Origin of the sequence: Gordonia amicalis (assembly GCF_022059885.1) — a bacterium.
GTDB lineage: Bacteria > Actinomycetota > Actinomycetes > Mycobacteriales > Mycobacteriaceae > Gordonia > Gordonia amicalis.
Map to the genome: position 1 here is coordinate 1588444 of NZ_CP091855.1, position 25206 is coordinate 1613649.

The following is a 25206-nucleotide window of genomic DNA, read 5'->3' on the forward strand; positions in this document are numbered from 1 at the left end:
CCGATCCGGGGGTGGGAGGGGTCGGGGCGACGGGAGAGGGCGGGGTCGGGGGCGGTGGGAAGTGGGCCCAGCGCGTCTGTGCGAAACTATCGCCCATGAGCAACGGCACCCTGATCCTGATGCGTCACGGCGAGAGCGAATGGAATGCGTCCAACCAGTTCACCGGATGGGTGGACGTGGCGCTCACGGACAAGGGAAAGGCCGAGGCCGAGCGGGCCGGCGAACTGCTCGTCGAGCATGACCTCCTGCCCGACGTCCTGTACACCTCGGTTCTGCGACGCGCGATCTCGACGGCGCAGATCGCCCTCGACCGCGCCGACCGCCACTGGATTCCGGTGGTCCGCGACTGGCGTCTCAACGAGCGTCACTACGGTGCGCTCCAGGGCCTGAACAAGGCCGACACCCTGGAGAAGTACGGCCAGGAGCAGTTCATGCTGTGGCGTCGCAGCTACGACACCCCGCCGCCGGCCATCGAGCCCGACGCGAAGTACAGCCAGGTCGGCGATCCGCGGTACGCCGACCTCGACCAGGTGCCGCTGACCGAGTGCCTCAAGGACGTCGTGGCGCGCATGATCCCGTACTTCACCGAGACGATCGCCGCCGATCTCCGGGCGGGCAAGACCGTGCTCATCGCCGCACACGGCAACTCGCTGCGGGCGCTCGTGAAGTACCTCGACGACATCTCCGACGAGGACATCGCGGGCCTGAACATCCCGACCGGCAACCCGCTGCGCTACGACCTCGACGAGAACCTCAAGCCGCTGAATCCGGGTGGCACCTACCTGGACCCCGAGGCGGCTGCCGCCGGCGCGGCTGCCGTCGCGGCCCAGGGTCAGAAGTAGGCCTTCACGGCGGCGCGCCCGCCGTCCGGGAGGCCGTGCGAGGAGCGTGTAACATAATCGCCATAGCTTCTTTGGTGTGACCCGCGCTACATTAGACGCTATGGCGGATGTGGGCACCCTGCGGATCGATCATTCCCCCGCTCAGGAAAGGTATGAGGCGGTTCTCGTCTCTGATTCCTTCGGCGAGGACGAGGTCGTCGGCTATCTCGACTATGTCTCCGAGTACTACCAGGTCGTGCTGACCCACACCGTGATCCGTGAGCAGTACAGCGGGCATGGCTATGCGGGACAACTCGTTCGGTTCGTCCTCGAGGACATCCGGGCGAGCGGCAAGCAGGTGGTCCCGGTGTGTTCGTACGTTCAGCGTTTCATCGAGCGCCACCCGGAGTTCGCGGACATGGCGGTCCCGGTCCCGCAGTGACCTCGCGCCGGCGGCGGGGTCATCACCCGTCGACGGTCATCCGCGCCGACCGCCACCTCTTCGGCCAACGGCGCGTGAACAGCTGCCGAACAGCTGCGACCTATGTGCGACCGGAGTTGGTTCGGCCGTAAGCTGAGCGGGTGGCCGCCGCAATCTCAGCCGCGACGATCGCGTTCGTACTCGCGCTCATCCTCGGAGTCATGCTGGGCCGTCGACTCGACGCACCCCGGCGGTCCCGACGCCTCGCGCTCCGCTCATCGTCCAGCCGGGGACGTGCACCCGCGGAATTCCAGTGCTCTCCAGACGCTGCCCTGCCGGTTCCGGCCACCGACCGCGCGCTGGTGCCGCGGGCCGTGTCGGCATCCGCCGAGATCCGCGATTCCGACGTCGCGTCGACGACCGCCGACGGCCGCATGACCAAGGCCGGCCTGTTGAGCATGGTGGTCCGCCATTCGTCGACCGCCGTCGCGGTGGTCGACGAGTTCCGGGATGTCGTGATGTTCAACCAGCGGGCCGTCGAACTGGGCATCGTCCGCGAGATGCTGCTCGCCGACCCCGTCTGGGATGCGGTCAAGGACGTCCTCGACTCCCACGTCGATCACCACTTCGAGTTCAACCCGCCCACCTCGACCCTCGGCTTCGTCTCCACCGGCCGCACCCCGCGACCCATCGTCGAACACGTGCGGTGCCTCGCCAAGGTGGTGGCACAGGACGACGAGCGCTACGCCGTGGTCTACGGCCTCGACGACACCGAACACAAGCGTCTGGAGGCCACCCGGCGCGACTTCGTGGCGAACGTGTCGCACGAACTCAAGACGCCGGTCGGAGCCATCGGATTGCTGGCCGAGGCCCTCCTGGAATCAGCCGACGACGTCGAGTCGGTCCGGCACTTCGGGCAACGGGTGGTCGGGGAGACCAAACGCATGGGCAGGCTGGTGAGCGAGCTGCTGGCCCTGTCCCGCCTGCAGGAGGGCGACACCCCCGAGTTCACCCCGGTCGGTGTCGACGAACTGATCGACGACGCCCTCTCGGCGGCGACGCTGACGGCGGAGGCGGCGGCGATCGAACTGCGGTCCGACGACCCGATCGGCGCGACGATCCGCGGCGACCGGCTCCTGCTGCTGACCGCTCTCAACAACCTGATCACCAACGCCATCGCCTATTCGCCTCCGGACACCGTCGTCTCGATCAGCCGCCGCATCATCAAGATCGACGGCCGGCCCATGGTGGCGATCGCCGTGACCGACCGGGGCATCGGCATCGCGCGCGCCGACCAGCAGCGTGTCTTCGAACGGTTCTTCCGCGTCGACCAGGCGAGGTCGCGGATGACCGGTGGTACCGGACTGGGCCTGGCCATCGTCAAACACGTGGCCGCCAATCACGGCGGCACGATCAACCTGTGGAGCGAACCCGGTACGGGCTCCACCTTCACGCTGTGCATCCCCGAGGACCTCTCCGACATGGACTGGTCCACCGAGGATGGGGGGTCCAGGTGAGTCCCCACCATCTGCCGATCCGATCGGCCACCCCTGCGGTGACGACAACGAAGGAATCTGAGAGTTGACCCACGTGCTGATCGTCGAGGACGAGGAATCGCTGGCTGATCCGCTGGCGTTCCTACTGCGCAAGGAAGGGTTCGAGGCCAGCATCGTCAACGACGGTGCGCAGGCGCTGCCGACCTTCGACCGCGTGAGCCCCGACATCGTGCTCCTCGACCTGATGCTGCCCGGGATGTCGGGGACAGAGATCTGCAAGGCCCTACGGGCCCGGTCGAATGTGCCGGTGATCATGGTGACAGCCCGCGACACCGAGATCGACAAGGTCGTCGGCCTGGAACTCGGTGCCGACGACTACGTGACCAAGCCGTACTCGGCACGGGAACTCATCGCCCGCATCCGGGCGGTCCTGCGACGCGGGGGCGACACCGCCGAGGAGGACCTCGATCTCGGTGTCCTCGAGGCGGGCCCGGTCCGGATGGACGTCGAGCGTCATACCGTCGCGGTCAACGGTGAATCGATCACCATGCCGCTCAAGGAATTCGATCTCCTCGAATACCTTCTGCGCAATGCCGGCCGTGTGCTGACGCGCGGGCAGCTGATCGATCGCGTCTGGGGTGCCGACTACGTCGGCGACACCAAGACCCTGGACGTGCACGTGAAGCGCCTGCGCTCCAAGATCGAGCCGGACCCGGCCAACCCGAAACACCTCATCACCGTTCGCGGACTCGGATACAAACTGGAGGCCTGAGCCGGGTGCGCGGGGTGTCCCCGCGCACCCGTGTCACTCCGGCGGCTGCAGCTCGTATTTGACGTCGGTCTCGCGACGCGCGGTCGCGGCTGTTGTTGCCGGGTGAACGGCGATGAGCCCCAACCCGTTCCGGCGCCGGCATGCGGCCGCGAGGGCCTCGTAGGCGGCGGCGCCGATGAGCTCGGTCAGCTCGGGCGCATAGGACTCCCAGACCTGCTTCGCGCCGACGTGTGCGTCGGGCGATCCCGAGCAGTACCACTTGAGATCGTGCCCGCCCTCGCCCCAGCCACGGCGGTCGAACTCGGTGATCGTGGTCTGCAACACCTGGGTGCCGTCGGGACGTTCCACCCAGTCCTGCTCACGGCGCACCGGCAGCTGCCAGCACACGTCGGGCTTGACGGTGAGCGGCTCGAGGCCCTTGCGCAAGGCCATCGAGTGCAGTGCACAACCCACGCCGCCGGCGAAGCCCGGACGGTTCAGGAAGATGCACGCGCCCTTGTGAAGTCGCGTCTTCAGCGCGGGCTCGTCATCGAGGTCACCCTCCTCGAGGTAGCCCTTGGGGCCGAGTGGGTTCTTGCCGGAACCCTTGTTGTGGAACTGCCAGTCCTCGGGGGTGAGCATCGAGACGCCGTGGGCGAGACGTTTGCGGTCGTCGGAGTCGGACAGGTAGGCGCCGTGGCTACAGCAGCCGTCGGTCTCGCGTCCGGGCAGGATGCCCTGGCAGGCCGGGGTGCCGAAGACGCACGTCCAGTGCGACAGCAGCCAGGTCAGGTCGGCTCTGATGTGGTGTTCGGGATCGGCCGGATCGACGAATTCGTACCATTCGCGCGGAAAGTCGAGTTCGACCTCCGGGGCGGGGGTGATTCGTGGCGCGGACGGCGAGATGGCGGTCACGACCACAACGGTAGCCGGGATCGTGCCGCCACGACGCCTGCACTACCGTTGACGCGTGCGCTTAGGAGTTCTGGATGTGGGTAGCAACACTGTCCACCTCCTGGTGGTCGACGCCCATCGGGGCGGTCACCCGACCCCCATGAGTTCGACCAAGGCGGTTCTACGGCTGGCCGAACAGATCGACGACGACGGCCGGATGAGTGACAAGGCCGTGGCGAAGCTGATCGACTCGGTTGAGGAGTTCACCCACATCGCGGCCACCTCCGGATGCGAGCAGATGATGGCCTTCGCGACGTCGGCCGTCCGGGACGCCACCAACTCCGACGATCTGCTCGACGAGGTCGAGAGGTGCACCGGTGTGCGCATCGCGGTCCTGTCCGGCCGTGACGAGGCGCGGCTCACCTCACTTGCCGTCCGCCGCTGGCGCGGGTGGAGCGCGGGACGCATCCTCGCCCTCGACATCGGCGGCGGGTCCCTGGAGATGTCCAACGGCGTCGACGAGGAGCCCGATGTCGCGCTGTCGCTGCCCCTGGGCGCCGGCCGGCTGACGCGTGAGTGGCTGCCGGACGATCCACCGGACCGGCGTCGGATCGGTGTCCTGAGGGACTGGCTCGACGCGGAGTTGCGTGGACCGGCCAAGGAACTCCTCGGGCCCGGTTCACCAGACCTCTGTGTGGGCACCTCGAAGACCTTCCGCAGCCTCGCCCGACTCACCGGGGCCGCGCCGTCGAGCGCGGGACCCCGCGTTCGTCGCGAACTGACCACAGGTGGCCTTCGTCAGCTGATCTCCTTCATCTCCCGGATGACCCGCTCCGACCGCGCCGAGCTCGAAGGCGTCAGCGCCGATCGTGCCGGTCAGCTGGTTGCGGGGGCGCTCGTGGCGGAGGCGGCTATGCGGGCCTTCCAAGTCGATACACTGGAAATCTGTCCGTGGGCTCTGCGGGAGGGCGTCATCCTGCGTCGACTTGACGCGGAACCGGCCGACTCGTTCGAGCCCTCACAGACGACTGGCGCCCGTGGCGGCGTCGGCTGATCCGGTCTGCGATGCCCACGGGTGCGCGGGATGGGGGAGAAGGTCGACGGTGTGGTCCACGAGCGCCGAGAGTTACCCAAGCGGATGCGCTCGACCGGCATCCGGTGACGTTCGAGGACGGAGAGCCACTTCATGTCGAAGGATTCGGAACCCGAATCTCGACCCATTTCGGTATCGGAACTACTCGCCCGGTCGCAGGCGGCCGGCGGTACGACGCCGACCCGGCGTGACGGTCGGGGACGGCGGCGTGCGGGTCGCGACGGCTCGGTCTCGGTTTCCGAACTGACCGGAGAGATCCCGAAGATCAACGACGCGTCCGCACCGCAGGCCGACGAGAAGATCGCGCCCGCAGACAAGGGTGCGTCCGCGGAGGCCCGGGAGGCCGAGGCTCCGACGGTCGAGGCCCCGGAGGCCGAGCCCACCGAGGCGACCACCACCGAGGCCGAGGCCACCGAGACCACCGAGGCCGAGGCCACCGAGACCGCGACCCCGGCTGCGCCCGAATCCGCCGCGCCCGACGCGTCCGAGGCGAAGCCGACCGAGGCGAAGGCCTCGGAGCCGAAGGACACCGGGACCTCCGCCGACAAGACCGCATCCGGGCCCGCGACCCGCGGATGGAGCCCCACGGGCCGGTCGGGGACCGAGACCCCGGGCGGTCCGTTCCCACGGTCGGGGAATCCCGTTGCGCGTCGCGCCGCCGACGACCGCCCGGTCGCCGATCGGCCGCGCCCGGACCGGCCGTTCGCGCCGGGAGGTCGCACCGCCAGCGGGATGCCCGGCTTCGGCGCGACGCCGCCGGCCACCCGTGACTTCAGCTCGGACGCCGTGGCCCGCCGCATGAGTCCGCCGCGCGATTCGGAGCCCGTCGACGAGGAGTCGGCGAACGCGGTCACCGGGATCATCCCGATGGTGGACGGGGCCGATGGCGGCACCGACGAAGGTCTCGTCGTCGTCGAATCCGATGATGTGGTGACCCACGACCTGACCGAGGTCGACTCCGGTTCCGGACCGCGTGAGCGCGGTGACAGCGGGTTCTCCGACGTCATGGACTTCGACGCCTACCGCAACTTCGCCGACGTGGAAGGCGACGCCGGCCCCGGTGCACAGCCGACCGGTACGAGCAGGCTCAAAGGCGCCAAGGCGCTCGGCGGGCTCGCACGCAAGCTCTTCGGCCGGAAGGGGGCCGTCGGTTCCGGGACCCAGGCCGGCACGTCGGCGGCCGAGGACACCGGCACGCGGTCCGTTCCGGGTGGCCGTGCGCGAGCCGCCGCGGCACGGGCACGCCGTGACGACGACAACCCGACCGAGATCATCGAGCCCATCGCGCCCCCGGAAGACGACTCCACGCGCGAGGACACCGCGCGGGACGAGACCCGGCCGGAGGAGACCCGACCCGAGGAAACAGAGGCCTGGCAGGCGTCGGCCCAGTGGTACGACACCGAGGCGTGGTCGGCGCCGGTCGTGGACGAAGAGGACAACCAGCAGGACGAGACGACCCCCGAACCGGCCGAGGGCTCCGAGGCGGTGGTCCTGTCCAAGCACGAGACCGCACGCGTGGAGGAGACCACTGATCTCGACGAGACCCCCGACGTCGTCGCCGACGGGTCGTCGGAGGAGACCGCCGCCATCTCGGCGGGCGCCGCGGACTCCGAGCAGGGCAAGGTCGAGAAGCCCGCGGTCGCCGGCAGCGAGGTCGGCGAACCGGAGGCTGGGGAGGAGCGGTCACCGGCCCTCGCCTGGCTCCTGATCCTCGGTCAGGCAGTCGTGGGTCTGCTGGTCGGCATCGGTCTGTTCTGGGGATTCACCGAGCTGTGGCGCTGGAACCCGTACTTCGCGCTGGTCCTCGCGGTGCTGGTGATCTTCGGGATCGTCACGCTCTCGCACGTCGTGCGGCGCACCAAGGACCTGGCGACGACGCTGCTCGCATTGGGCGTCGGGCTGTTGGTGACCATCGGTCCACTTGTGTTGCTGGCAACGTGACGTCGTCCGAGCCACCCCTTCTCCCCAGACCAGAGATACCCATCGGTCTGTCCACCGCCTCGGTCTACCCGCAGAACACCGAGGCGGCCTTCGCCTACGCGGCGGATCTCGGTTACGACGGGGTCGAGCTGATGGTCTGGGGCGACCCGGTCAGCCAGGACATTCGCCGCGTCGGATATCTGTCGGACCACTACCAGGTCCCGGTGTTGTCGATCCATGCCCCGTGCCTGCTGATCTCACAGCGCGTCTGGGGCCGGGACCCGGTGGTGAAACTGGCCCGATCGGTGCAGGCGGCCGAGGATCTGGGTGCCCCGACCGTGGTGGTGCACCCACCGTTCCGCTGGCAGCGCGGCTATGTGTCGGCCTTCGACGACCTCGTCGGCGAGCTCGAGGACGACAGCGGGGTCGCGATAGCCGTGGAGAACATGTTCCCGATGCGTGCCGACCGTTTCTTCGGATCACGTGAACCATCCGTGCGACGACTCCAGAAGCGGGGCGGTGGGCCCGGTCTCGCCGCGTCCGCATTCGGCAAGTCGATCGATCCCACCGACGACGGATACGCGAACTACACCCTCGACCTCTCGCACACCGCGACGGCCGGGGTGGACGCCCTCGATCTCCTCGATCGCATGGGACGCAACCTCAACCACCTCCATCTCGCCGACGGGCACGGTGCGGCGACCGACGAACACCTCATCCCCGGCGACGGTGGACAACCGTGTGCCGAGGTGTGCCGCCGGATCGCGGCGAGCGACTTCGCCGGTGCCGTGGTGCTGGAGGTCAGCACCGGCAGCGCCCGGACCAAGCCCGAGCGCGGTGCACTCCTGGCCCGTTCGCTAGATTTTGCGCGGCAGCATCTCAAACGGGAGCTGCACCCCGAGAGCGCCGGCCGGCGCAACAACTGACGCCGGAGATCGTCGCGTTGCGGTCTTCGCCGGCGTCGGGGTCGGCACGACGAAAGCGGGGACCATGACCAGCAAGATCACCGAGGTGCAGATCCTGACCGAGGTGGACCGCGGTGGTCCCGACGCCATCACGCTGCGTGCGCACATCGACGAGACCTTCACCATCGGACCCAAGGTGCACGGCGGCACCCTGCAGATGGTCGTGGCGAAGGCGGCGCGCACCGCACTCACCGCACTCACCGCCCTCACCCCGTCCGACGACCCGAAAGTCGCGGATGCGTCCGCCGCGATGATCCCGGTCGCCATCGCCAGTGACTACCTGACCGCCCCGGACGCCGCGGACATCGATTTCGCGATCACCGTGCGCAAACGCGGCCGGACCGTGACGGTCCTGCACGTCGACGCGGTCCAGCAGGGTCGTACGGTCGTCTCCTCGTCGGTGACGATGGCGCGTCCCGACTCCGGGACCCCGCACCACTCCGGTCCGAACGTGCTCGACGGCACGCCAGTCGAACCGCCGTCGACCGGCATCCCCCTCGACGGTTCGCCGATCGCCGAGGTCAACCACCTCGGCGCGGCGATCGACCTGGTCCTCGACCCGGAGACGTTCCCGATCGTCCGCGGTGAGACCGGTGAGCCGCTCGTGCGCGGGTGGATCCGTCCGAAGGACGTCGATCCCGACGAATACTTCTCGGTCCTCGTCTGCGACATCTCGCCGCCGGTGGTCATGAATCTCGCGTTGTTCGGTTGGGCGCCGACCGTGCAGCTGACCACCTATGTCCGACGGCATCCGGCGCCCGGGTGGCTGCGCTTCGCCGCGACGAGTACCGAGGTCGGGCCCGGAATGTTCGAGGAGGATCATCTCGTGGTGGACTCGACCGGGACGGTTGTCGCCCAGTCCCGCCAATTGGCACTCATTCCCGCAGGAAGGTAGACATTCGTGACCGAACGCATCGCCATCATCGGTGGAGGCAAGATCGGGGAGGCGCTCCTGGCCGGCCTGATCGGCGCCGGAACCCCGACGAAGGATCTCGTCGTCGCGGAGAAACTCGAATCCCGGGCGTCCGAGATCGCCGACGAGTACGGGGTCCTGGTCACCGACGTGAAGACGGCCGCCGAATCCGCGCACTACGTCTTCCTGGCCATCAAGCCGGACGACGTCGACTCGGTGCTCCACATCCTCGCCTCGGCGGAGGACAACGCCGAGAGCGAACGCGTCACCGTGACCCTGGTGGCCGGCATCCCGCTGGAGCGCTACGAAAGCGCCCTACAGGCCGGTTCGCCGGTCATCCGTGTCATGCCCAACACCCCGATGCTGGTCAACGAGGCCATGTCCGCGGTCGCTGCCGGCCGCTACGTCGGCGAGGAGCAACTCCAGGCGGTCGTCAGACTCCTCAAGACCGTGGGGCGGGTGGCCGTGGTACCGGAGAAGCAGATGGACGCGGTCACCGCCGTGTCCGGGTCCGGACCCGCCTACGTCTTCCTGCTCGCCGAGGCGATGATCGACGCCGGTGTCGGGCTCGGACTCACCCGCGCCCAGGCGTCCGAGATGGCCATCCAGACCATCCGCGGTGCGGGGGTCCTGCTCAGCGATTCGGGTATGTCACCCGTCGACCTGCGGGCCGCGGTGACCTCTCCGGGCGGGACCACCGCCGAGGCGATCCGCGAGTTCGAGGCGAACGGTCTACGGCACGCCGTCTACCAGGCGACTCGCGCGTGCGCGGCCGCCAGCGCACGAGGCGGACGTCGAGTGGAAGTCGAGGGTTTGGCGTCGGGACACGCGGTTTCCGACACCCCATGAGTAGTGGTCGACAGGCAGCTAAACCCCAGCATGTTGGGGTCGAGTCACAGAAATCTCAGGAATCACGGCCCCTCACGTCGCTTTTTTCACATCTGCCACGCTAAGCTGCTTTAAGCACGTGCGTGTCTGATGTCCGCAGGAGGGGAAGCCTGCGGCCGCGACGCGTGCACCGGAGGTATGAGTGATCAATGGCACCTGCAGACACTCCTGGTGACAGGACGGCCTCGGTGAGCAACGCGACCTCTGGGTCGCAGTTCCTCACCGTCGCCGAGGTTGCGTCGCTGATGCGCGTTTCGAAGATGACCGTCTACCGTCTCGTCCACAACGGCGAACTGCCTGCGGTTCGGGTCGGACGCTCGTTCCGTGTGCACGCGAAAGCGGTGCACGACTACCTGGAGACGTCGTACTTCGACGCCGGATAGGTTCGGTCTCGGCTGACGCGCCGATCAGCAGTTTCACACAGCACTCCCGAGGGTGGCCCCGTCGCCGCCCCGGGAGTGTTGTGTCTGGAGCGGCTGTTCGCCTGTGCCGGCAGCCGGTTTCGCGCCGTCATTTCGGACACCGCGATTTCCTGATCCGACACACGGCCCGGTAGGCTCAGTGGTCGCGTACCTGGATGTACCGGTGAGCTCCTCGACCCGGGTCGTCGACGCCAGTCGACGATCACTGACGAAGCCGATCGAGTGCAGGCCAGGGTCGGTCAAGTTCATCAGTGTCAATCGTGAGGAAGCGCCCCGATGGGTTCAGTGATCAAGAAGCGCCGCAAGCGCATGTCGAAGAAGAAGCACCGCAAGCTGCTGCGTCGAACCCGGGTGCAGCGCCGCAAACTCGGCAAATAAGCACTCGCATGGCACCAGGACCCGCCTCGGCGGGTCCTTTTGCTGTTGCAGACCCGCCTCGGCGGGTCCTTTTGCTGTTGCAGACCCGCCTCGGCGGGTCCTTGTGGTGTCCGGGGCTGTTGCCGCTGGGGTCTTTTGTCACACGAATGATGTGGTTTCGGGGTCGTTCGTCACCGATGACGCCGATCTCCGCCCCTCGGCGGGCTGAAACGGGTTGATGCCGTTAGCCTCGACGCCATGGCCGAATCCTCCGCAGTGCTACCTCGGGTCGTCCTGGTCACGGGAGCGTCGACTTTCCTGGGCGGGTATCTGGTCGCGCGGCTCGCAGCCAACCCACAGATCGAACGTGTGCTGGCCGTCGACTCCCGGGTGCCGCGCAAGGACCTGCTGCGCCGGATGGGGCGGGCGGAGTTCCTGCGCCTGGACATCCGGCGTCCCACGATCGCGAAGGCCCTGGCGTCGTATGGGGTCGACACGGTGGTGCACGCCGCCACGTCGATCGCCGACACCGCGCCGCACTCGGCGGCGATCAAGGAATTCAACGTTCTCGGCGCGATGCAGGTCTGCGCCGCCTGTCAGCGGACGCCGTCGGTGAAGCGTCTCGTGCTGCGGTCCACGGCGATGGTCTACGGGGCCAGTGCACACGACCCGTCGCACTTCTCGGAGGAGACCCGCGCGCGCCGCGAGCCCAAGCGCGGCTATGGCCGCGACCTCCTGGACGTGGAGGGCTACGTGCGCGGTCTCGGGCGCCGGCGCCAGGACATCGACATCACGATCGTGCGTCCGCAGGCGATGTTGGGTCCGCGGATCACCACGCGTATGGGTTCGTATCTGTCGGCGCCGGTGGTGCCGACGGTCCTCGGCTACCAGCCGCGTCTGCAGTTCCTGCACGAGGAGGATGCGCTCGCGGCGATGGAGCATGTCACCCTGGCGGGCAAGCCGGGCACGTTCAATCTCGCGGGCGAGGGCGTGGTGACGCTGACGCAGGCGATCCGTCGGCTCGGGCACATCGAACTACCGGTCCCGAGCGGTCTCCTCGCGCCGATCTCCGGCGTCTTCCAGGATCCGCGTTCGGCGAAGCTGCGTTCGTCGCAGACCGAATTCCTGACCTATGGCCGGGTGCTGGACACCACCAGGATGCGCACCGAACTGGGTTTCGTGCCGCGGTACACGACCATGGAAACCCTCGATGACTTCGTCGAACGCAGCGGCGTGACACCGGTGATCGGGTCCGACGCGTGGCGTGCGTTCGATCAGCGAGTCGTGTCTGCCGCACATCAACTCCAGTGAAATGCGAGACGAGATTTGTACGACGAGTTCCGGTCAAGGTGCGCAACGTCACTGCTACCTCTAGACTGGGTCATCAGACCCACACTGCGCGCAGGGGCAGCCACTCCACCGCGGGCGAGGGTGAGGACTTCGGGAACATGCCGGCGATCACGCGGGGAAGATCGTGGCCGTTCCCAGGTCCCGTTTCATGTCATCGACAACGCGGCGCTGCGTCTGTAGATCCGAAGGAATGGCCTGTGACGGAACGATTGCCAGTAGTTCAGGCAGCCCCGGTTCAAACCGTCGAGCGGGGGTTCGCCGACACACGGACGATCCTAGGAACAGGAACAAGGGGTGAGCGCCTTGGCAGGTAGCGGAGCGACAGATGCACGTACCGCGAAAGTCATACAGCTCTATGCGTCATCGTCGGGACCAGACGCCACCGCGGATCGCCGCGGTGCACGTGATTCCGGCCGTCGCCGACATCCGAGCCAGCAGACGCCCGAGCGGCGTGTGAAACACGGTGTCACGCAGGGAGATTCGACGGGCCTCGGTCATCCCAACACCGATGGATTCGGACGTCCGCCCGCGCGGGTGACCCCGATCAGCAGCGAGATCGCCCTGTCGGACGAGGCGCTCGGTGTCGAACACCGAGGGCCGTCGAAGTCGAGCCCGCTGTTCAGTCTCGGTGGCATTCGGAACGCCGTCGCCGACACCTTGACCTCCACCGCCGGCTTCATCCGCGAGCGGATGACAGGCGAGTACGAGGTCGACGAGTTCGGATTCGATCCCCATTTCACCGAATCGGTGTGGTTTCCGGCAGTTCGGCAGGTCTATGAGAAGTGGTTCCGCGTCGAAGTGACCGGAATCGAGAACCTGCCCCTCGAGGGCGGTGCGCTCCTCGTCGCCAACCACGCCGGCACCATCCCGGTCGACGCGATCATCACCTCGCTCGCCGTCCGCGACAACCATCCCGACCATCGGTACCTGCGTGTCCTCGCCGCCGACATGGCCTTCGACTCGCCGGGCATCAGTGAGGTCGCGCGCCGGATCGGTGCGACGCTCGCCTGCAACAGCGACGCCGACCGGTTGCTGCGTGCCGGGGAGCTCACCGCCGTCTGGCCGGAGGGGTTCAAGGGCATCGGCAAACTCTACAAGGACCGCTACAAGCTGCAGCGGTTCGGCCGGGGCGGCTTCGTGACCACCGCACTGCGCAACGCGGCGCCGATCATCCCGGTGTCGATCGTGGGCTCGGAGGAGATCTATCCGATGCTCGCCGACCTCAAGCCGCTCGCCAAGGTGCTCGGCCTTCCGTACTTCCCGATCACGCCGCTGTTCCCGTTGCTGGGCCCGCTGGGCATGGTGCCGTTGCCGTCGAAGTGGCACATCCACTTCGGCCGCCCGATCGAGACCGGTTCCTACGACGAATCGTCGGCCGACGACCCGATGGTGGTCTTCGACCTCACCGACCATGTCCGCGAGGAGATCCAGCAGACCCTGTTCCGGATGCTGAGCCGGCGGGGGAGTGTCTACTTCGGCTGACGGGATCCCCGTGCGGCTGATACTCATGAGGCATGCGTGCAGTCGTGTGTCGAGCCGGTGAGCTGACCGTCCAAGACGTCCCCATGCCCGTTCCGGAGACCGGACAGGTGCTCCTGCGGGTCCTGCGGGCGGGGATCTGCGGGTCTGACCTCCATGCCCGCGTGCACTGCGACGCGACCGCGGACGTGTCCGACGAGGTCGGCTATGGCGCGTTCATGCGTTCGGACCAGTCGGTGGTGTTGGGCCACGAATTCGCCGGCGAGGTGGTGTCCTACGGGCCCGGATGCCGCAAGCGGTGGGCGCCGGGGACGCCGGTGGTGTCGGTGCCGATGATCCGGCACGGCGACGAGGCGCATCTGACCGGGCTGACGGCGTCGGCTTCGGGCGCCTACGCGCAGTTCGTGCTGGTGTCCGAGGACATGACTTTTGAGATTCCCCACGGCCTGTCGGTCGAACTCGCGGCCCTCACCGAACCCCTGGCCGTCGCCCATCACGCGGTCCGCCGCGGCGAGGTCGGCCGGCGCGACGTGGCCGTGGTGATCGGCTGCGGACCCATCGGGCTCGCGGTCGTCGCGATGCTCAAGGCGTCGGGCGTGCGCACCGTGATCGCGAGCGATCTGTCCGCGGGGCGCCGGGCCCTGGCCGGGCGCGTCGGCGCCGACATCGTCATCGATCCGGCCGTGGAGTCACCGTTCGACCGGTGTGCGCGCGAGGGCAAATACGTCACCGCGGCGCAGGACCTGCTGGGCACCGCCTTCGATGCGATGCACACTCTGCGTCGAATCCCGTTGGCGCCGTGGGACTCCCTGTTCCGAATCGCCGATCGGCTCGGCGCGACGCCGAAGGGGCCGGTGATCTTCGAATGCGTGGGCACTCCGGGCATGATCGAGCACGTCGTGTCGAATGCCCCGTTCCGCTCACGTGTCGTCGTGGTCGGTGTGTGCATGGAACCGGACACGTTCCGCCCGGCGATGGCGCTCAACAAGGAGATCGAGCTGCGGTTCGTGTTCGTCTACGATCCGGCCGAATTCCACGAGACCCTGCAGATGATCGCCGAGGGCAAGGTCGACGTCGGGCCGATGATCACCGCGACCGTCGGGCTCGAGGGGGTGGCGCCGGCGTTCGACGCGCTCGGCGCGGCCGCTCACCATGCGAAGGTGCTGATCGACCCGATGAGTGAGATCGACTCGCTCTGACGAGGTTTCAGAGGGTGAGGTCGAGCGCGGCGCGGACGATCGAGTCGGTGTCGATGCCGTGGAGGCGGTACACGTCCTCGAGCGAGCCGACCTGACCGAATCGCCTGACGCCGAGCGCCGCGCCGGGCACGTTGTTGACACCCGTCAGGAAGGCCAGCGTGTGCGGGTGCCCGTCGAGGACGGTGACCATCGGTGCCGCGCGGCCGGCCGGGAACACCTGGTCGAGAATCCACGACGGTCCGTCGGCGAGTCCGCGGCGGGCCTGCAGTGCCTCGAAGATCAGTCCGGGACTCGTCACGCACACGACGTCGGCGGCCACACCCTGTGCACCCAGTCGGTCGGCGGCGGCGAGGGTCTCGGTGATCACCGCCCCCATCCCGACCAGTGTGACCTGTGGGGATTCGCTCCGGCGCAACAGGTATCCGCCGGCGACCACCTGGCGTCGACGACGTTCGCGGGCCGCCGCGTCGGTGGGGACCGCGGCGAGTCGCTGATCGACCGGGCGGGTGGACAGGCGCAGATAAGACGAGGTCCCGTCCGGACGTCCGAGCTTTCCGATGCACGACAACAGCGTCCATTCGACGTCGACCGCGAAGGCGGGTTCGTAGCTGACGCAGCCGGGTTGCTCCAGGCCGATCGATGGCGTCGTGATCGATTGGTGCGCTCCGCCTTCCGCGGCCAGGGTGACGCCGGACGGCGTGCCCACCAGGATCGACTGCCCGCCGGCGTAGATCCCGTACGACCAGGGCTCGAGGGTGCGTTCCACGAACGGGTCGTAGAGCACGCCGATCGGGAACAGCGGTTCGCCCCAACGACTCCAGGTGGCGCCGAGCTCGCCGATCAGGCCCGCCAGATTCGTCTCGGCGATACCGAGTTCCATGTGCTGGCCGGTCGGGCGTTCCCGCCAGTGCATGATCGTCTCCGCGTCGTCGGCGAACCAGTCGCGCCGCTCGTCCGGCGACCACACCCCGACCTTGTTCAACCAGCCGGCCAGGTTGGTCGTCGAACTGACGTCGGGGCTCACCGTGACCACCCGGGCCGACGCCTCGGGAGCCTCGCGGGACAGGGCCAACAGCGTACGGCCCAGTGCCGCTTGCGTCGTCGACGTTCCCGACGGTGTCTTTCCGGTGTCGACCGGAACGGCGGGCGGTGTGGTGAGCGGAACGGGCCGGCGCCGGAGTCGCTCGGCCACCTGTGCGCACAGCAGGGCCTCGTCGGTGCCCTCGTCGAACCGGCCCCACGGGTGTGCCGGGTCGAGCCCCAGTGATGCCGCCAGCTCGTCGTACTGATCGACGGTGAGCAGTGAGGAATGGTTCTGCGGGTGGCCTTCGATCGGCAGGCCGTTGCCCTTGATGGTGTAGGCGAGGATGACCGTCGGACGGGTGTCGACGATCTGCGCGTAGGCGCCCATCAGGGCATCGAGGTCGTGTCCGCCGAGATTGCGGATCGCCTTCAGGAGCGTCTCGTCGTCGACGTCGGCGATCAGCGTCGCGACGGCATTCGCGTCGGGACCCGATCCGGGCAGACGTACACGGACCTCGTCGGCGTCGCATCGCAACAGCCGCTGATACTCCGGATTCGGCATGTCGAGGATGCGCGCGCGCAGCGCCGTCCCACCCGGGCGGTCGAACAGTTCCTCCAGCAGCCGGCCGAATTTCACCATGATCACCTGCCATCCGGCGGCGGCGAACATGGCCTCGAGGCGCCCGGCGGCGATGTTGGGGACCACCCGGTCCAGCGACTGGCGGTTGAGGTCGACGATCCAGACGATCTCACCGAGCTCGGCCACCGAGGGGTCGAGGATCGCCTCCCAGACCGCGCCCTCGTCGAGTTCGGCATCACCGACGAGCGAGTACTGCCGGGCGAGCACGGTGGGTGAACGGCGGTCGGCGGCAACCGCATCGGGGCCACCGATCGTCGTGTCGAGATAGCGGCGGGCCACTGCGCCCCAGATCGGTGCGGTCGCACCGATTCCCACCGATCCGGTCGAATAGTCCACTGCATCGGGATCTTTGGTGCGGCTCGGATACGACTGCAGTCCACCGAACTCCCGCAGCGTCGTCAGGTACGACTCGTCGAGCCCACCGAGCAGATAGTTGATGCCGTGCAGGACCGGTGACGCATGCGGTTTCACCGAGACCCGGTCGCCCGGCCGCAACTGGGAGAACCACAGCGAGGTCATGATCGACACCATCGAGGCACACGACGCCTGGTGTCCACCGACCTTGAGTCCAGACGGATTCGGCCGAACCCGGTTGGCGTGGTGGATCATCGACGTCGCGAGCCACAACACGCGCTGCTCGAGCGTGCGGAGCGTGTCGGGTGTCCCGGTCTCGACTGCGCTGCTTCGGAGATCGGTGAGGGTCTCGTCGGTCATGGGGGTCCTCTCCGGGGTGGGGGTCTCTCCGGGTGCGGTCACCGGCGCCGCGACGAGGCTCGGTCAGCGGTGCCGCAGCAATCGTGCGGCGGCCGCGGCACCGCCACCGGCGGCTCCCAGCACGATGGCGGTACCGGCACCGTACTTCGCCGCCTTGCGCGCTGTCCGGAAGTCGTACATCTCCCATCCGCGGACCTTTGCGACGTCGCGCAGGTCGGTGTCGGGATTGATGGCGACGGCCTTGCCCACCAGCGACAGCATCGGGACGTCGTTGTGTGAATCCGAGTAAGCGGTACAGCGTTTGAGGTTCAGGCCCTCGCGGATGGCGAGTGCGCGCACCGCGTGGGCCTTGCCGGGCCCGTGCAGGATGTCGCCGACGAGGCGTCCGGTGAACACGCCGTCGACGCTCTCGGCGACCGTGCCCAGCGCACCCGTGAGTCCGAGTCGGCCGGCGATGGTCTGCGCGAGCTCGACGGGTGTCGCGGTGACCAGCCACACCTGCTGGCCGGCGTCGAGATGTCGCTGTGCGAGAGCGCGTGTGCCGGGCCAGATCTTGTCGGCGATGTAGTCGTCGAAGATCTCCTCGCCGAGTTCGGCGAGCTCGGAGGTCTGCCGGCCGGCGATGAACGACAGCGCCTTGTCCCGGCCCTCGGCGACGTCGCGGGCGTTCTCCTTGCCGGTGATCCGGAACTTCGCCTGGGTCCACGCGAATTCCATGATGTCGCTGTACGTGAAGTACTTCCGTGCGGCGAGACCGCGGGCGAAGTGCACGATCGACGCGCCTTGGACGAGGGTGTTGTCGACGTCGAAGAAGGCGGCCGCGGTCAGGTCCCGCGGGGTCTCGGTGGGCTCGACGTCGGACGGTTCGCGCAGCCGGAGCGAATCGACGGCGGCCTTCGCGCTCGCCTCGCCGGCGAGGGTCTGGCGGAGCTCGTGCGCGGTCTGGCGGAATCGGCCGGTGGCCGCGGAGGCACGCTGCGAGATCCACGTGGTGACCCGGTTGGACTCGTCGTCGGTGAGGTCGTGGAGTTCGGCGTCCTCGTCGAAGTCGTCGTCGAAATCGATGCGCGCGGCCTGCGACTCCCAGTCGTCACCGGTGTCGAGCGGGGTGGCGGCGAAGCTCTCGTCACCCAGGGCATCCGGTCCGGTGGTGTCGTGCGCAGGACCATCTGGTGTGTTGTCGGGTTGCTCGTCTCCCGGGCTCGGGGTCTTGCCCACTGCCCACCTCCCACGCTTGGCGCCAGCACTGCCTGCGCGGACCAGCCTAGCCGGACCGCCCCTCGTCGCCGGTGAGGTGGATGCCCGGCGTCTCAGGTCCTCGGGGAACCGCCGGAAATCGCCTCGAGGCGAGCGTGGCCGGCCCCTCGGAGGCGTCTCACACGGACCAGTCGGACAGCGTGCAGTCGTGTGGGTACGGCCGGGCGTGGGCGATCGGGGTCGCGTCGTGGGCGACAGGCAGCGCTGGGAGGATGGTCGGCATGACCGTCGAACTGCTGACCCGTGAGGGATGCCAGATGTGTGCGACTGCTCGTCGCGATCTGACGCGGATCTGTGGCGAGCTCGGAGTGGAGTTCACCGAGGTCGACGTCGACCGCGCCGCGGCCGACGGCCGCCCCGAGATCCGTGCGGAATTCGGGGACCGGCTGCCGGTGGTGTTGCTCGACGGCGACGAGCACAGCTACTGGGAGGTCGACGAGCCCCGACTACGCGCCGACCTCACCCGTCAGGGCTGAACCGGCCGGTCCGGCGACGATCCGCCATCGCGTAGAAACGATGATGTCTAACACAGCCCGGCGAATCATGAGGGTCCATGTGAAGAGTTTCACAGGGGGTTGTATCCTCGATGGGTCGTGGTGTGTGAAGGGGAGTGGAGGTGAGCGTGGGCGCCGATCGTCAGAAGCCGGGCGACGCCGAGCCTCCCGCGTCCGCACTGCCACCGCCGGCCCCGGAGGTCGCAACGGACATTCCGGCGCCCACAGTGGCCCGGCTGGCCACCTATCTGCACGTCCTGCGCTCGTTCAGTCAGCGCGGCATCCTGGTGGCCTCCAGCGGGGAACTGGCCACCGCGGCCGGCGTGAACCCGGCCATCCTCCGCAAGGACCTCTCCTACGTCGCCGCGAACGGTGTGCGCGGCGTCGGATATGACGTCGGTCGTCTCACCGCACGGATCTCGATGACCTTGCACACGGACAGCATCCACACGGTCGCCCTCGCCGGTGCGGGGCAGCTCGGACGTGCCCTGCTCGCCCACACCGGCTTCGGTCGTGGGTTCCGCGTGGCGGCGATGTTCGACGCCGATCCGGCCCTCGCGGGCACATCGTTCGAGGTCGGCGGGCCGCGGATCGCCCCGCTCACCGAGATCGCGTCGGTCTGCGCCGAGGTCGAGCCCGCGGTGGAGATCGGTGTCGTGGCCACCGCCGACGAGGACGCCCGAAGTGCCTTCGATGCCTTCGTCGGCGCCGGGATCCGGCAGGTGCTCAACGTCACCCCGGTGGCCCTGACGACGGAGGCGGATGTCGTCGTCAGACAAGTTGATCTAGCCTTGGAACTACAGGTGTTGGCGTTCCAGGCATCCCGTGGCACGACACAGGCCCCACGGAACGACCTCAAGATCTCCTCACGCAGCGACGTCGGTGCGCCTCGCGAGGTGAAGGCGGCCGATGGGCGCCGCGGAAACGCAATGGGTGAAGAAACGGTGACAGCGTGAGTGTTCTGTTGTTCGGGGTGTCGCACCGCAGTGCGCCGGTCGAGGTGCTCGAGCGGTTGGCGGTCTCCGACCACGACCGTCCGAAGCTGGTCGACGAGCTGCTCTCGTCACGGGCGATCTCCGAGGCCATGGTCGTGTCGACGTGCAACCGCGTCGAGATCTACGCGGTCGTCGACGCGTTCCACCCGGCTCTCGAGGCGGTCGGCGAGGTCCTCGGCGACCACTCGGGCATGACCGTCAACGACATGACCCGGCACGCCTACGTGCGTTACTCCGAGGCCGCTGTCGAGCACCTCTTCACGGTGGCTGCGGGCCTGGACTCGCTCGTCGTCGGCGAGCAGCAGATCCTCGGCCAGATCCGCAACGCCTACCTGAGCGCGGACGCCAACGACTCGGCCGGACGTGTCCTGCACGAACTGGCCCAGCAGGCGCTGCGGGTGGGCAAGCGGGTGCACACCGAGACCGGCATCGACCGTGCCGGCGCGTCGGTGGTGTCGGTGGCCCTGCATCGCGCCAAGTCGCTGCTGACCGATCCCGCGACCGGGGCGCACCGCCTGCGCACCGCGGTGGTCGTCGGTGCGGGCGCCATGGGTGGTCTCGCGACCGCCCAGCTGGCCCGTGAGGGCGTCACCGAGATGTCCGTGGTGAACCGCACGGTCGAGAATGCGCGCCACCTGGCCGACAACATCGCCGCCAACCACGGCATCACCGTGCACGGCGTGGGCCTCGACCAGTTGCCGGCCGCCATGGCCGCCGCCGACGTCGTGGTGAGCTGTACCGGTTCGGTCGGCTCCGTGGTCAGTGTGGGTGCCGTGCATTCGGCTCTCGCCGAGCGAAACCTCCGCGGGGATACCACGCCGATGGTGATCTGCGACCTCGGGCTGCCACGCAACGTCGATCCGGCCGCGGCCCGCCTGCCCGGTGTGCACGTCGTCGACATCGAGGGTCTGCGCGGCGACTCGGAGACCCAGGCCGCCGAGAACGACACGCTCGCGGCCCGGTCGATCGTCGCCGCCGAGCTCGCCGACTACCTGACCCATCAGCGTCAGGCCGAGGTCACGCCGACCGTCGCAGCGCTCCGTCAGCGCGCCGCCGACGTCGTCGAGGCCGAGATCCTGCGTCTCGAGACCCGGCTCCCGAACCTCGAGAACAATCAGCGCGACGAGGTCGCCAAGACCGTCCGACGCGTCGTCGACAAGCTCCTGCACGCACCGACGGTGCGTGTGAAGCAGCTGGCGTCGACTCCCAACGGTGACCACTACGCGGAGGCGCTGCGCGAATTGTTCGAGCTCAAACCAGGTGCTGCAGAGTCGGTCTCGGCGCCCGATCGGCTGGGGACCACGGACTCGGCCGGCGAGCAGGGTGACCGATGAGCGAAACTCGAACCGCGCCGATCCGGGTCGGTACGCGGGGTTCCCTGCTGGCCACCACCCAGGCCCAGACCATCGCCGACGGGCTGACCGACGCCGGGCACCCGGCCGAGCTGGTGATCATCAAGACCGCCGGTGACGCGTCGGCCGCACCGGTCGCCGAGATCGGCGTCGGGGTCTTCACCACCGCCATCCGCGTCGCACTCCGCAACGACGAGGTCGACGTCGCGGTGCACTCCTACAAGGACCTCCCGACCGCTCCCGAGGACGACCTCACGATCGCGGCCGTCCCGACCCGCGTGGACCCGCGAGATGCGCTGGTCAGCCGGGACGGGCTGGTGCTCGGGGAGCTACCGCCGGGGTCGGTGGTCGGCACCTCGGCGCCCCGCCGGGCGGCACAGCTTAAAGCATTGGGTCTCGGTTTGGAAATCCGCCCCCTAAGAGGCAACCTAGATTCTCGGTTGGGCAAAGTCGCCAGCGGCGAACTCGACGCAGTCGTGGTCGCCCGCGCCGGCCTCGTGCGGATCGGACGGACCGAAGTGGTCTCCGAAGCGCTCGATCCGGTCGTCATGCTGCCGGCTCCGGCGCAGGGTGCTCTCGCTGTGGAGTGCCGCTCAGACGATGCCGAACTGGTGAGAATACTCGCCGAGTTGGACGACCCGTCCACCCGGGCGGCCATCGAGGCCGAACGGTCGGTGCTCGCGGCTCTCGAAGCCGGATGTACCGCACCGGTCGGAGCGATCGCCGAGGTGGTCGAGTCGATCGACGAGGACGGGCGCATCTTCGCCGAACTGTCGCTGCGTGCGGCGGTGGCGGCCGAGGACGGATCCGATGTGATCCGCGCTTCGGTGGTGGGCCCGGTCGATCGGGCCGTCCAACTGGGTAATGATCTCGCCGCCGAACTGCTGGAGCTGGGAGCGGGCGAACTCGTCAACTCTCCCTAGCAGAGAACGAACTGCAGCCCTCCACGCGAGGGCAGGAGAGTGCGAACCCATGAGCCGTACGAAGAAGGCAAATCCCGGACGGATCCTGTTCGTGGGGTCGGGTCCAGGTGATCCCGATCTGCTCACCGTGCGGGCGCGCACCGTGATCATCAATGCGACCACGGCCTACATCGATCCCGATGTGCCGGCTGCCGTGGTGTCGCTGATCGGCAGCGCACACCGCGAAGAACCCGCACCGAACACCCGCCGGTCGGCCAAGAAGGCAGACAAGGCGGACGAGAAAGCCGATACCGACGCCGCCGGCACCGCGTCGTCCGACGGCACCACCGCCGCGGCCGCACCCGAGGCCGGCCAGTCCGACGAGGAGTCGGTGGTTCGTCCGGCGCTGGGCGACCCGACCGAGGTCGCCAAGACCCTCGTGGCCGCCGCTCGCAACGGTGACGACGTGGTCCGCGTCGTCGCCGGCGATCCGCTGACCACCGATTCGGTGCTCGCCGAGGTCAACGCCGTGGCCCGGCACTCGGTCACCTTCGAGGTGCTGCCCGGCCTGCCCGCCGCCTCGGTCGTCCCGAGCTACGCCGGCATGCCGCTGGGTTCGACCCACACCGAGGCCGACGTGCGCGGCGAGGTCGACTGGGCCGCCCTGGCCGCCGCCCCGGGCCCGCTGGTCCTGCACGCCACCTCCGGCCACCTGGCCGAGACGGCGAGCGCGCTGACCGAGCACGGGATGGCGCCGCAGACCCCTGCGGCCATCACCATCAACGGCACCACCTGCGCTCAGCGCACCATCGAGGCCACCCTCGCCACCCTCAACGAGCAGGGCAACGCACTGACCGGACCGCTGGTCGTGACCGTCGGCAAGGTCGTCGGTTCGCGTGGCAAGCTCTCGTGGTGGGAGTCGCGTTCCCTCTACGGCTGGACCGTGTTGGTGCCGCGCACCAAGGATCAGGCCGGTGACATGAGCGACCGCCTCGTCAGCCACGGCGCCATGCCCAAGGAAGTGCCCACGATCGCAGTCGAGCCGCCGCGCAGTCCCGCGCAGATGGAGCGCGCGGTCAAGGGACTCGTCGACGGTCGCTACCAGTGGGTGGTGTTCACCTCCACCAACTCGGTCCGCGCCGTGTGGGAGAAGTTCGCCGAGTTCGGACTCGACGCCCGTGCGTTCTCCGGTGTGAAGATCGCCTGCGTCGGCGAGGCCACCGCGGACAAGGTGCGTTCCTTCGGTATCAACCCCGAACTCGTGCCGTCGGGTGAGCAGAGCTCGCTGGGCCTGCTCGAAGAGTTCCCGCCCTACGACGACGTGTTCGATCCGGTCAACCGAATCCTGTTGCCGCGCGCCGACATCGCCACCGAGACCCTCTCCGAGGGGCTGCGCGACCGCGGCTGGGAGATCGACGACGTGACCGCGTACCGCACCGTGCGCGCCGCACCGCCGCCCGCCGAGACCCGCGAGATGATCAAGACTGGCGGCTTCGACGCGGTCTGCTTCACCTCGAGCTCGACGGTCCGCAACCTCGTCGGCATCGCCGGAAAGCCGCACGCGCGCACCATCGTTGCGTGCATCGGCCCCAAGACCGCCGAGACCGCAACGGAATTCGGTCTGCGCGTGGACGTCCAGCCGGAGAACGCCTCGGTCCTCGAACTGGTCGACGCGCTCGCCGAGCACGCCGCCCGGCTCCGTGCCGAGGGCGCACTGCCCCCGCCGCGCAAGAAGTCCCGTCGATCGCGTTCGTGACCGCCCTGCTCCCTGAGGTGTGAGGAGCGATAGCCGCCGGGCTGAGTGAGCGACGAAGGAGTGAATCGAAGTCGACGAGCCTCGAAGGGCCCGGGAGACGAAGGAGACGACATGCCGCCCGTGATCCGTCCCCGCCGGTTGCGCACCACGCCGGCGATGCGTCGGCTGGTCGCCGAGACCACCCTCGCGCCAAGGCAACTCGTATTGCCGATGTTCGTCGCCGACGGCATCGACGAGCCGAAGCCGATCTCGTCGATGCCCGGCGTCGTGCAGCACACGTTGGACTCGCTGCGCGCCGCCGCGGCGGAGGCGGTCGAGGCCGGCGTCGGCGGTCTGATGCTGTTCGGCGTGCCCCGTCCGGAGGACAAGGACGCGGCCGGCTCGTGTGCCGACGCCGAGGACGGAGTCCTCAACCGGGCACTGCGCGCGCTGACCGACGACCTCGGTGACTCGACGGTCCTCATGGCCGACACCTGCCTCGACGAGTTCACCGACCACGGGCACTGCGGCGTGCTCGACGGCCGTGGACGCGTCGACAACGACGTGACCCTCGACCGCTACGTGTCGATGTCGCTGGCGCAGGCCCGCGCCGGGGCCCAGCTCCTCGGGCCGAGCGGGATGATGGACGGCCAGGTCGCCACCATCCGCGACGCACTCGACGCCGAGGGCTTCACCGACACCGGGATCCTGGCCTATTCCGCCAAGTACGCGTCGGCCTTCTACGGGCCGTTCCGGGAGGCGGTCGGCTCGTCGTTGCAGGGCGACCGACGCACCTATCAGCAGGACGCGGCCAATCGGATCGAGTCGCTGCGGGAGGTGCGCCTCGATCTCGAGGAGGGCGCCGACATGGTGATGGTCAAGCCCGCGATGAGCTATCTCGACATCGTGCTCGATGTCGCCGAGATGAGCGACGTCCCCGTCGCCGCCTATCAGATCAGCGGTGAGTACGCGATGATCACGGCCGCCGCGGAGCGGGGCTGGATCGACCGCGACGCCGCGATCCTGGAGTCGCTGACCTCGATCCGCCGTGCCGGAGCGTCGGTCATCCTGACCTACTGGGCCACCGAGGTCGCGAACCGGCTGTCCTGACCCTTCCGCACGGGA

The 25206-nt window shown here is 68.5% G+C and carries 23 protein-coding genes; 20 read left to right on the forward strand and 3 right to left on the reverse strand.

Annotation, left to right across the window (positions count from 1 at the left end; translation table 11 throughout):
- The first annotated feature begins 95 nt into the window (after positions 1–95).
- The 4 genes from IHQ52_RS07305 to IHQ52_RS07320 all read left to right on the forward strand — a co-directional run bounded on the left by IHQ52_RS07305 (position 96) and on the right by IHQ52_RS07320 (position 3510).
- Complete coding sequence (locus tag IHQ52_RS07305) at positions 96–842, forward strand: phosphoglyceromutase (protein ID WP_006437541.1); 747 nt, start codon at positions 96–98, stop codon at positions 840–842.
- A 100-nt stretch (positions 843–942) separates the two neighbouring features.
- The gene (locus IHQ52_RS07310; RefSeq protein ID WP_006437542.1) at positions 943–1263 is read left to right on the forward strand and encodes a GNAT family N-acetyltransferase; all 321 of its coding nucleotides are present in this window, start codon (positions 943–945) and stop codon (positions 1261–1263) included.
- Between the two features lie 140 nt (positions 1264–1403).
- The gene (locus IHQ52_RS07315; RefSeq protein ID WP_006437543.1) at positions 1404–2759 is read left to right on the forward strand and encodes a sensor histidine kinase; all 1356 of its coding nucleotides are present in this window, start codon (positions 1404–1406) and stop codon (positions 2757–2759) included.
- Between the two features lie 64 nt (positions 2760–2823).
- On the forward strand, positions 2824–3510 hold the full coding sequence (locus tag IHQ52_RS07320; protein ID WP_006437544.1) for a response regulator transcription factor: 687 nt from the start codon (positions 2824–2826) through the stop codon (positions 3508–3510).
- A gap of 33 nt (positions 3511–3543) precedes the next feature.
- Here IHQ52_RS07320 and IHQ52_RS07325 read toward each other — a convergent pair whose 3' ends face one another.
- A complete protein-coding gene (locus IHQ52_RS07325; RefSeq protein ID WP_024500053.1) occupies positions 3544–4404 on the reverse strand; it encodes a DUF3109 family protein in 861 nt (286 codons plus the stop codon).
- Positions 4405–4459: 55 nt separating this feature from the next.
- Between IHQ52_RS07325 and IHQ52_RS07330 the strand changes: the two genes are divergently transcribed.
- From IHQ52_RS07330 to IHQ52_RS07375, 10 genes are all read left to right on the forward strand, one after another.
- Positions 4460–5437, forward strand: a complete 978-nt coding sequence (locus tag IHQ52_RS07330) for a Ppx/GppA family phosphatase (protein WP_006437546.1) — start codon at positions 4460–4462, stop codon at positions 5435–5437.
- A gap of 132 nt (positions 5438–5569) precedes the next feature.
- The gene (locus IHQ52_RS07335; RefSeq protein WP_096273166.1) at positions 5570–7417 is read left to right on the forward strand and encodes a GtrA domain-containing protein; all 1848 of its coding nucleotides are present in this window, start codon (positions 5570–5572) and stop codon (positions 7415–7417) included.
- Positions 7414–8322, forward strand: coding sequence for a sugar phosphate isomerase/epimerase family protein (locus tag IHQ52_RS07340; protein ID WP_006437548.1), 909 nt, complete (start codon positions 7414–7416; stop codon positions 8320–8322). The genes IHQ52_RS07335 and IHQ52_RS07340 overlap by 4 nt, the downstream gene beginning before the upstream one ends.
- Before the next feature lie 64 nt (positions 8323–8386).
- Positions 8387–9256: a thioesterase family protein gene (locus IHQ52_RS07345; RefSeq protein WP_096273168.1), complete on the forward strand. Its 870-nt coding sequence runs from the start codon at positions 8387–8389 to the stop codon at positions 9254–9256.
- A 6-nt stretch (positions 9257–9262) separates the two neighbouring features.
- A complete protein-coding gene (gene proC, locus IHQ52_RS07350; RefSeq protein ID WP_006437550.1) occupies positions 9263–10123 on the forward strand; it encodes a pyrroline-5-carboxylate reductase in 861 nt (286 codons plus the stop codon).
- A 188-nt stretch (positions 10124–10311) separates the two neighbouring features.
- A complete protein-coding gene (locus IHQ52_RS07355; RefSeq protein WP_006437551.1) occupies positions 10312–10545 on the forward strand; it encodes a helix-turn-helix domain-containing protein in 234 nt (77 codons plus the stop codon).
- Between the two features lie 315 nt (positions 10546–10860).
- Complete coding sequence (locus IHQ52_RS07360; RefSeq protein ID WP_003402602.1) at positions 10861–10962, forward strand: 30S ribosomal protein bS22; 102 nt, start codon at positions 10861–10863, stop codon at positions 10960–10962.
- A 237-nt stretch (positions 10963–11199) separates the two neighbouring features.
- Positions 11200–12252: an NAD-dependent epimerase/dehydratase family protein gene (locus IHQ52_RS07365; RefSeq protein ID WP_006437552.1), complete on the forward strand. Its 1053-nt coding sequence runs from the start codon at positions 11200–11202 to the stop codon at positions 12250–12252.
- Between the two features lie 333 nt (positions 12253–12585).
- Positions 12586–13773 (forward strand): lysophospholipid acyltransferase family protein, encoded by a 1188-nt coding sequence (locus IHQ52_RS07370; RefSeq protein ID WP_024500051.1) that lies wholly within the window; start codon positions 12586–12588, stop codon positions 13771–13773.
- Between the two features lie 32 nt (positions 13774–13805).
- Complete coding sequence (locus tag IHQ52_RS07375; RefSeq protein ID WP_006437554.1) at positions 13806–14969, forward strand: zinc-binding dehydrogenase; 1164 nt, start codon at positions 13806–13808, stop codon at positions 14967–14969.
- Between the two features lie 7 nt (positions 14970–14976).
- On the opposite strand, the gene IHQ52_RS07380 is transcribed toward IHQ52_RS07375, so the two are convergent.
- Both IHQ52_RS07380 and IHQ52_RS07385 read right to left on the reverse strand, forming a co-directional pair.
- Positions 14977–17346, reverse strand: a complete 2370-nt coding sequence (locus IHQ52_RS07380) for a transketolase-like TK C-terminal-containing protein (protein ID WP_096273170.1) — start codon at positions 17344–17346, stop codon at positions 14977–14979.
- 63 nt (positions 17347–17409) lie between these two features.
- Positions 17410–18564, reverse strand: coding sequence for an HAD family hydrolase (locus tag IHQ52_RS07385; protein ID WP_006437556.1), 1155 nt, complete (start codon positions 18562–18564; stop codon positions 17410–17412).
- 260 nt (positions 18565–18824) lie between these two features.
- On the opposite strand from IHQ52_RS07385, the gene IHQ52_RS07390 reads away from it, so the two are divergent.
- The 6 genes from IHQ52_RS07390 (at position 18825) to hemB (ending at position 25191) form a co-directional block, all read left to right on the forward strand.
- Positions 18825–19079, forward strand: coding sequence for a glutaredoxin family protein (locus tag IHQ52_RS07390; RefSeq protein WP_006437557.1), 255 nt, complete (start codon positions 18825–18827; stop codon positions 19077–19079).
- A 146-nt stretch (positions 19080–19225) separates the two neighbouring features.
- Positions 19226–20053: a redox-sensing transcriptional repressor Rex gene (locus IHQ52_RS07395; RefSeq protein WP_006437558.1), complete on the forward strand. Its 828-nt coding sequence runs from the start codon at positions 19226–19228 to the stop codon at positions 20051–20053.
- Entirely contained in the window at positions 20050–21426 is a 1377-nt protein-coding gene (locus IHQ52_RS07400; protein WP_006437559.1) for a glutamyl-tRNA reductase, read from the forward strand. The genes IHQ52_RS07395 and IHQ52_RS07400 overlap by 4 nt, the downstream gene beginning before the upstream one ends.
- Positions 21423–22367: a hydroxymethylbilane synthase gene (gene hemC / locus IHQ52_RS07405; RefSeq protein WP_006437560.1), complete on the forward strand. Its 945-nt coding sequence runs from the start codon at positions 21423–21425 to the stop codon at positions 22365–22367. Before IHQ52_RS07400 ends, hemC begins: the two co-directional genes overlap by 4 nt.
- A 49-nt stretch (positions 22368–22416) precedes the next feature.
- Entirely contained in the window at positions 22417–24102 is a 1686-nt protein-coding gene (locus IHQ52_RS07410; RefSeq protein ID WP_006437561.1) for a bifunctional uroporphyrinogen-III C-methyltransferase/uroporphyrinogen-III synthase, read from the forward strand.
- A 111-nt stretch (positions 24103–24213) separates the two neighbouring features.
- Positions 24214–25191, forward strand: a complete 978-nt coding sequence (gene hemB / locus IHQ52_RS07415; protein WP_006437562.1) for a porphobilinogen synthase — start codon at positions 24214–24216, stop codon at positions 25189–25191.
- The last annotated feature ends 15 nt before the right edge of the window (positions 25192–25206 follow it).

Coding starts and splice junctions, on each gene's coding strand:
- IHQ52_RS07305 (WP_006437541.1), top strand. CDS start 96: ATGAGCAACGGCACCCTGATCCTGATGCGTCACGGCGAGAGCGAATGG.
- IHQ52_RS07310 (WP_006437542.1), top strand. CDS start 943: ATGGCGGATGTGGGCACCCTGCGGATCGATCATTCCCCCGCTCAGGAA.
- IHQ52_RS07335 (WP_096273166.1), top strand. CDS start 5,570: ATGTCGAAGGATTCGGAACCCGAATCTCGACCCATTTCGGTATCGGAA.
- IHQ52_RS07345 (WP_096273168.1), top strand. CDS start 8,387: ATGACCAGCAAGATCACCGAGGTGCAGATCCTGACCGAGGTGGACCGC.
- IHQ52_RS07355 (WP_006437551.1), top strand. CDS start 10,312: ATGGCACCTGCAGACACTCCTGGTGACAGGACGGCCTCGGTGAGCAAC.
- IHQ52_RS07360 (WP_003402602.1), top strand. CDS start 10,861: ATGGGTTCAGTGATCAAGAAGCGCCGCAAGCGCATGTCGAAGAAGAAG.
- IHQ52_RS07365 (WP_006437552.1), top strand. CDS start 11,200: ATGGCCGAATCCTCCGCAGTGCTACCTCGGGTCGTCCTGGTCACGGGA.
- IHQ52_RS07375 (WP_006437554.1), top strand. CDS start 13,806: ATGCGTGCAGTCGTGTGTCGAGCCGGTGAGCTGACCGTCCAAGACGTC.
- IHQ52_RS07380 (WP_096273170.1), bottom strand. CDS start 17,346: ATGACCGACGAGACCCTCACCGATCTCCGAAGCAGCGCAGTCGAGACC.
- IHQ52_RS07390 (WP_006437557.1), top strand. CDS start 18,825: ATGACCGTCGAACTGCTGACCCGTGAGGGATGCCAGATGTGTGCGACT.
- hemC (WP_006437560.1), top strand. CDS start 21,423: ATGAGCGAAACTCGAACCGCGCCGATCCGGGTCGGTACGCGGGGTTCC.
- IHQ52_RS07410 (WP_006437561.1), top strand. CDS start 22,417: ATGAGCCGTACGAAGAAGGCAAATCCCGGACGGATCCTGTTCGTGGGG.
- hemB (WP_006437562.1), top strand. CDS start 24,214: ATGCCGCCCGTGATCCGTCCCCGCCGGTTGCGCACCACGCCGGCGATG.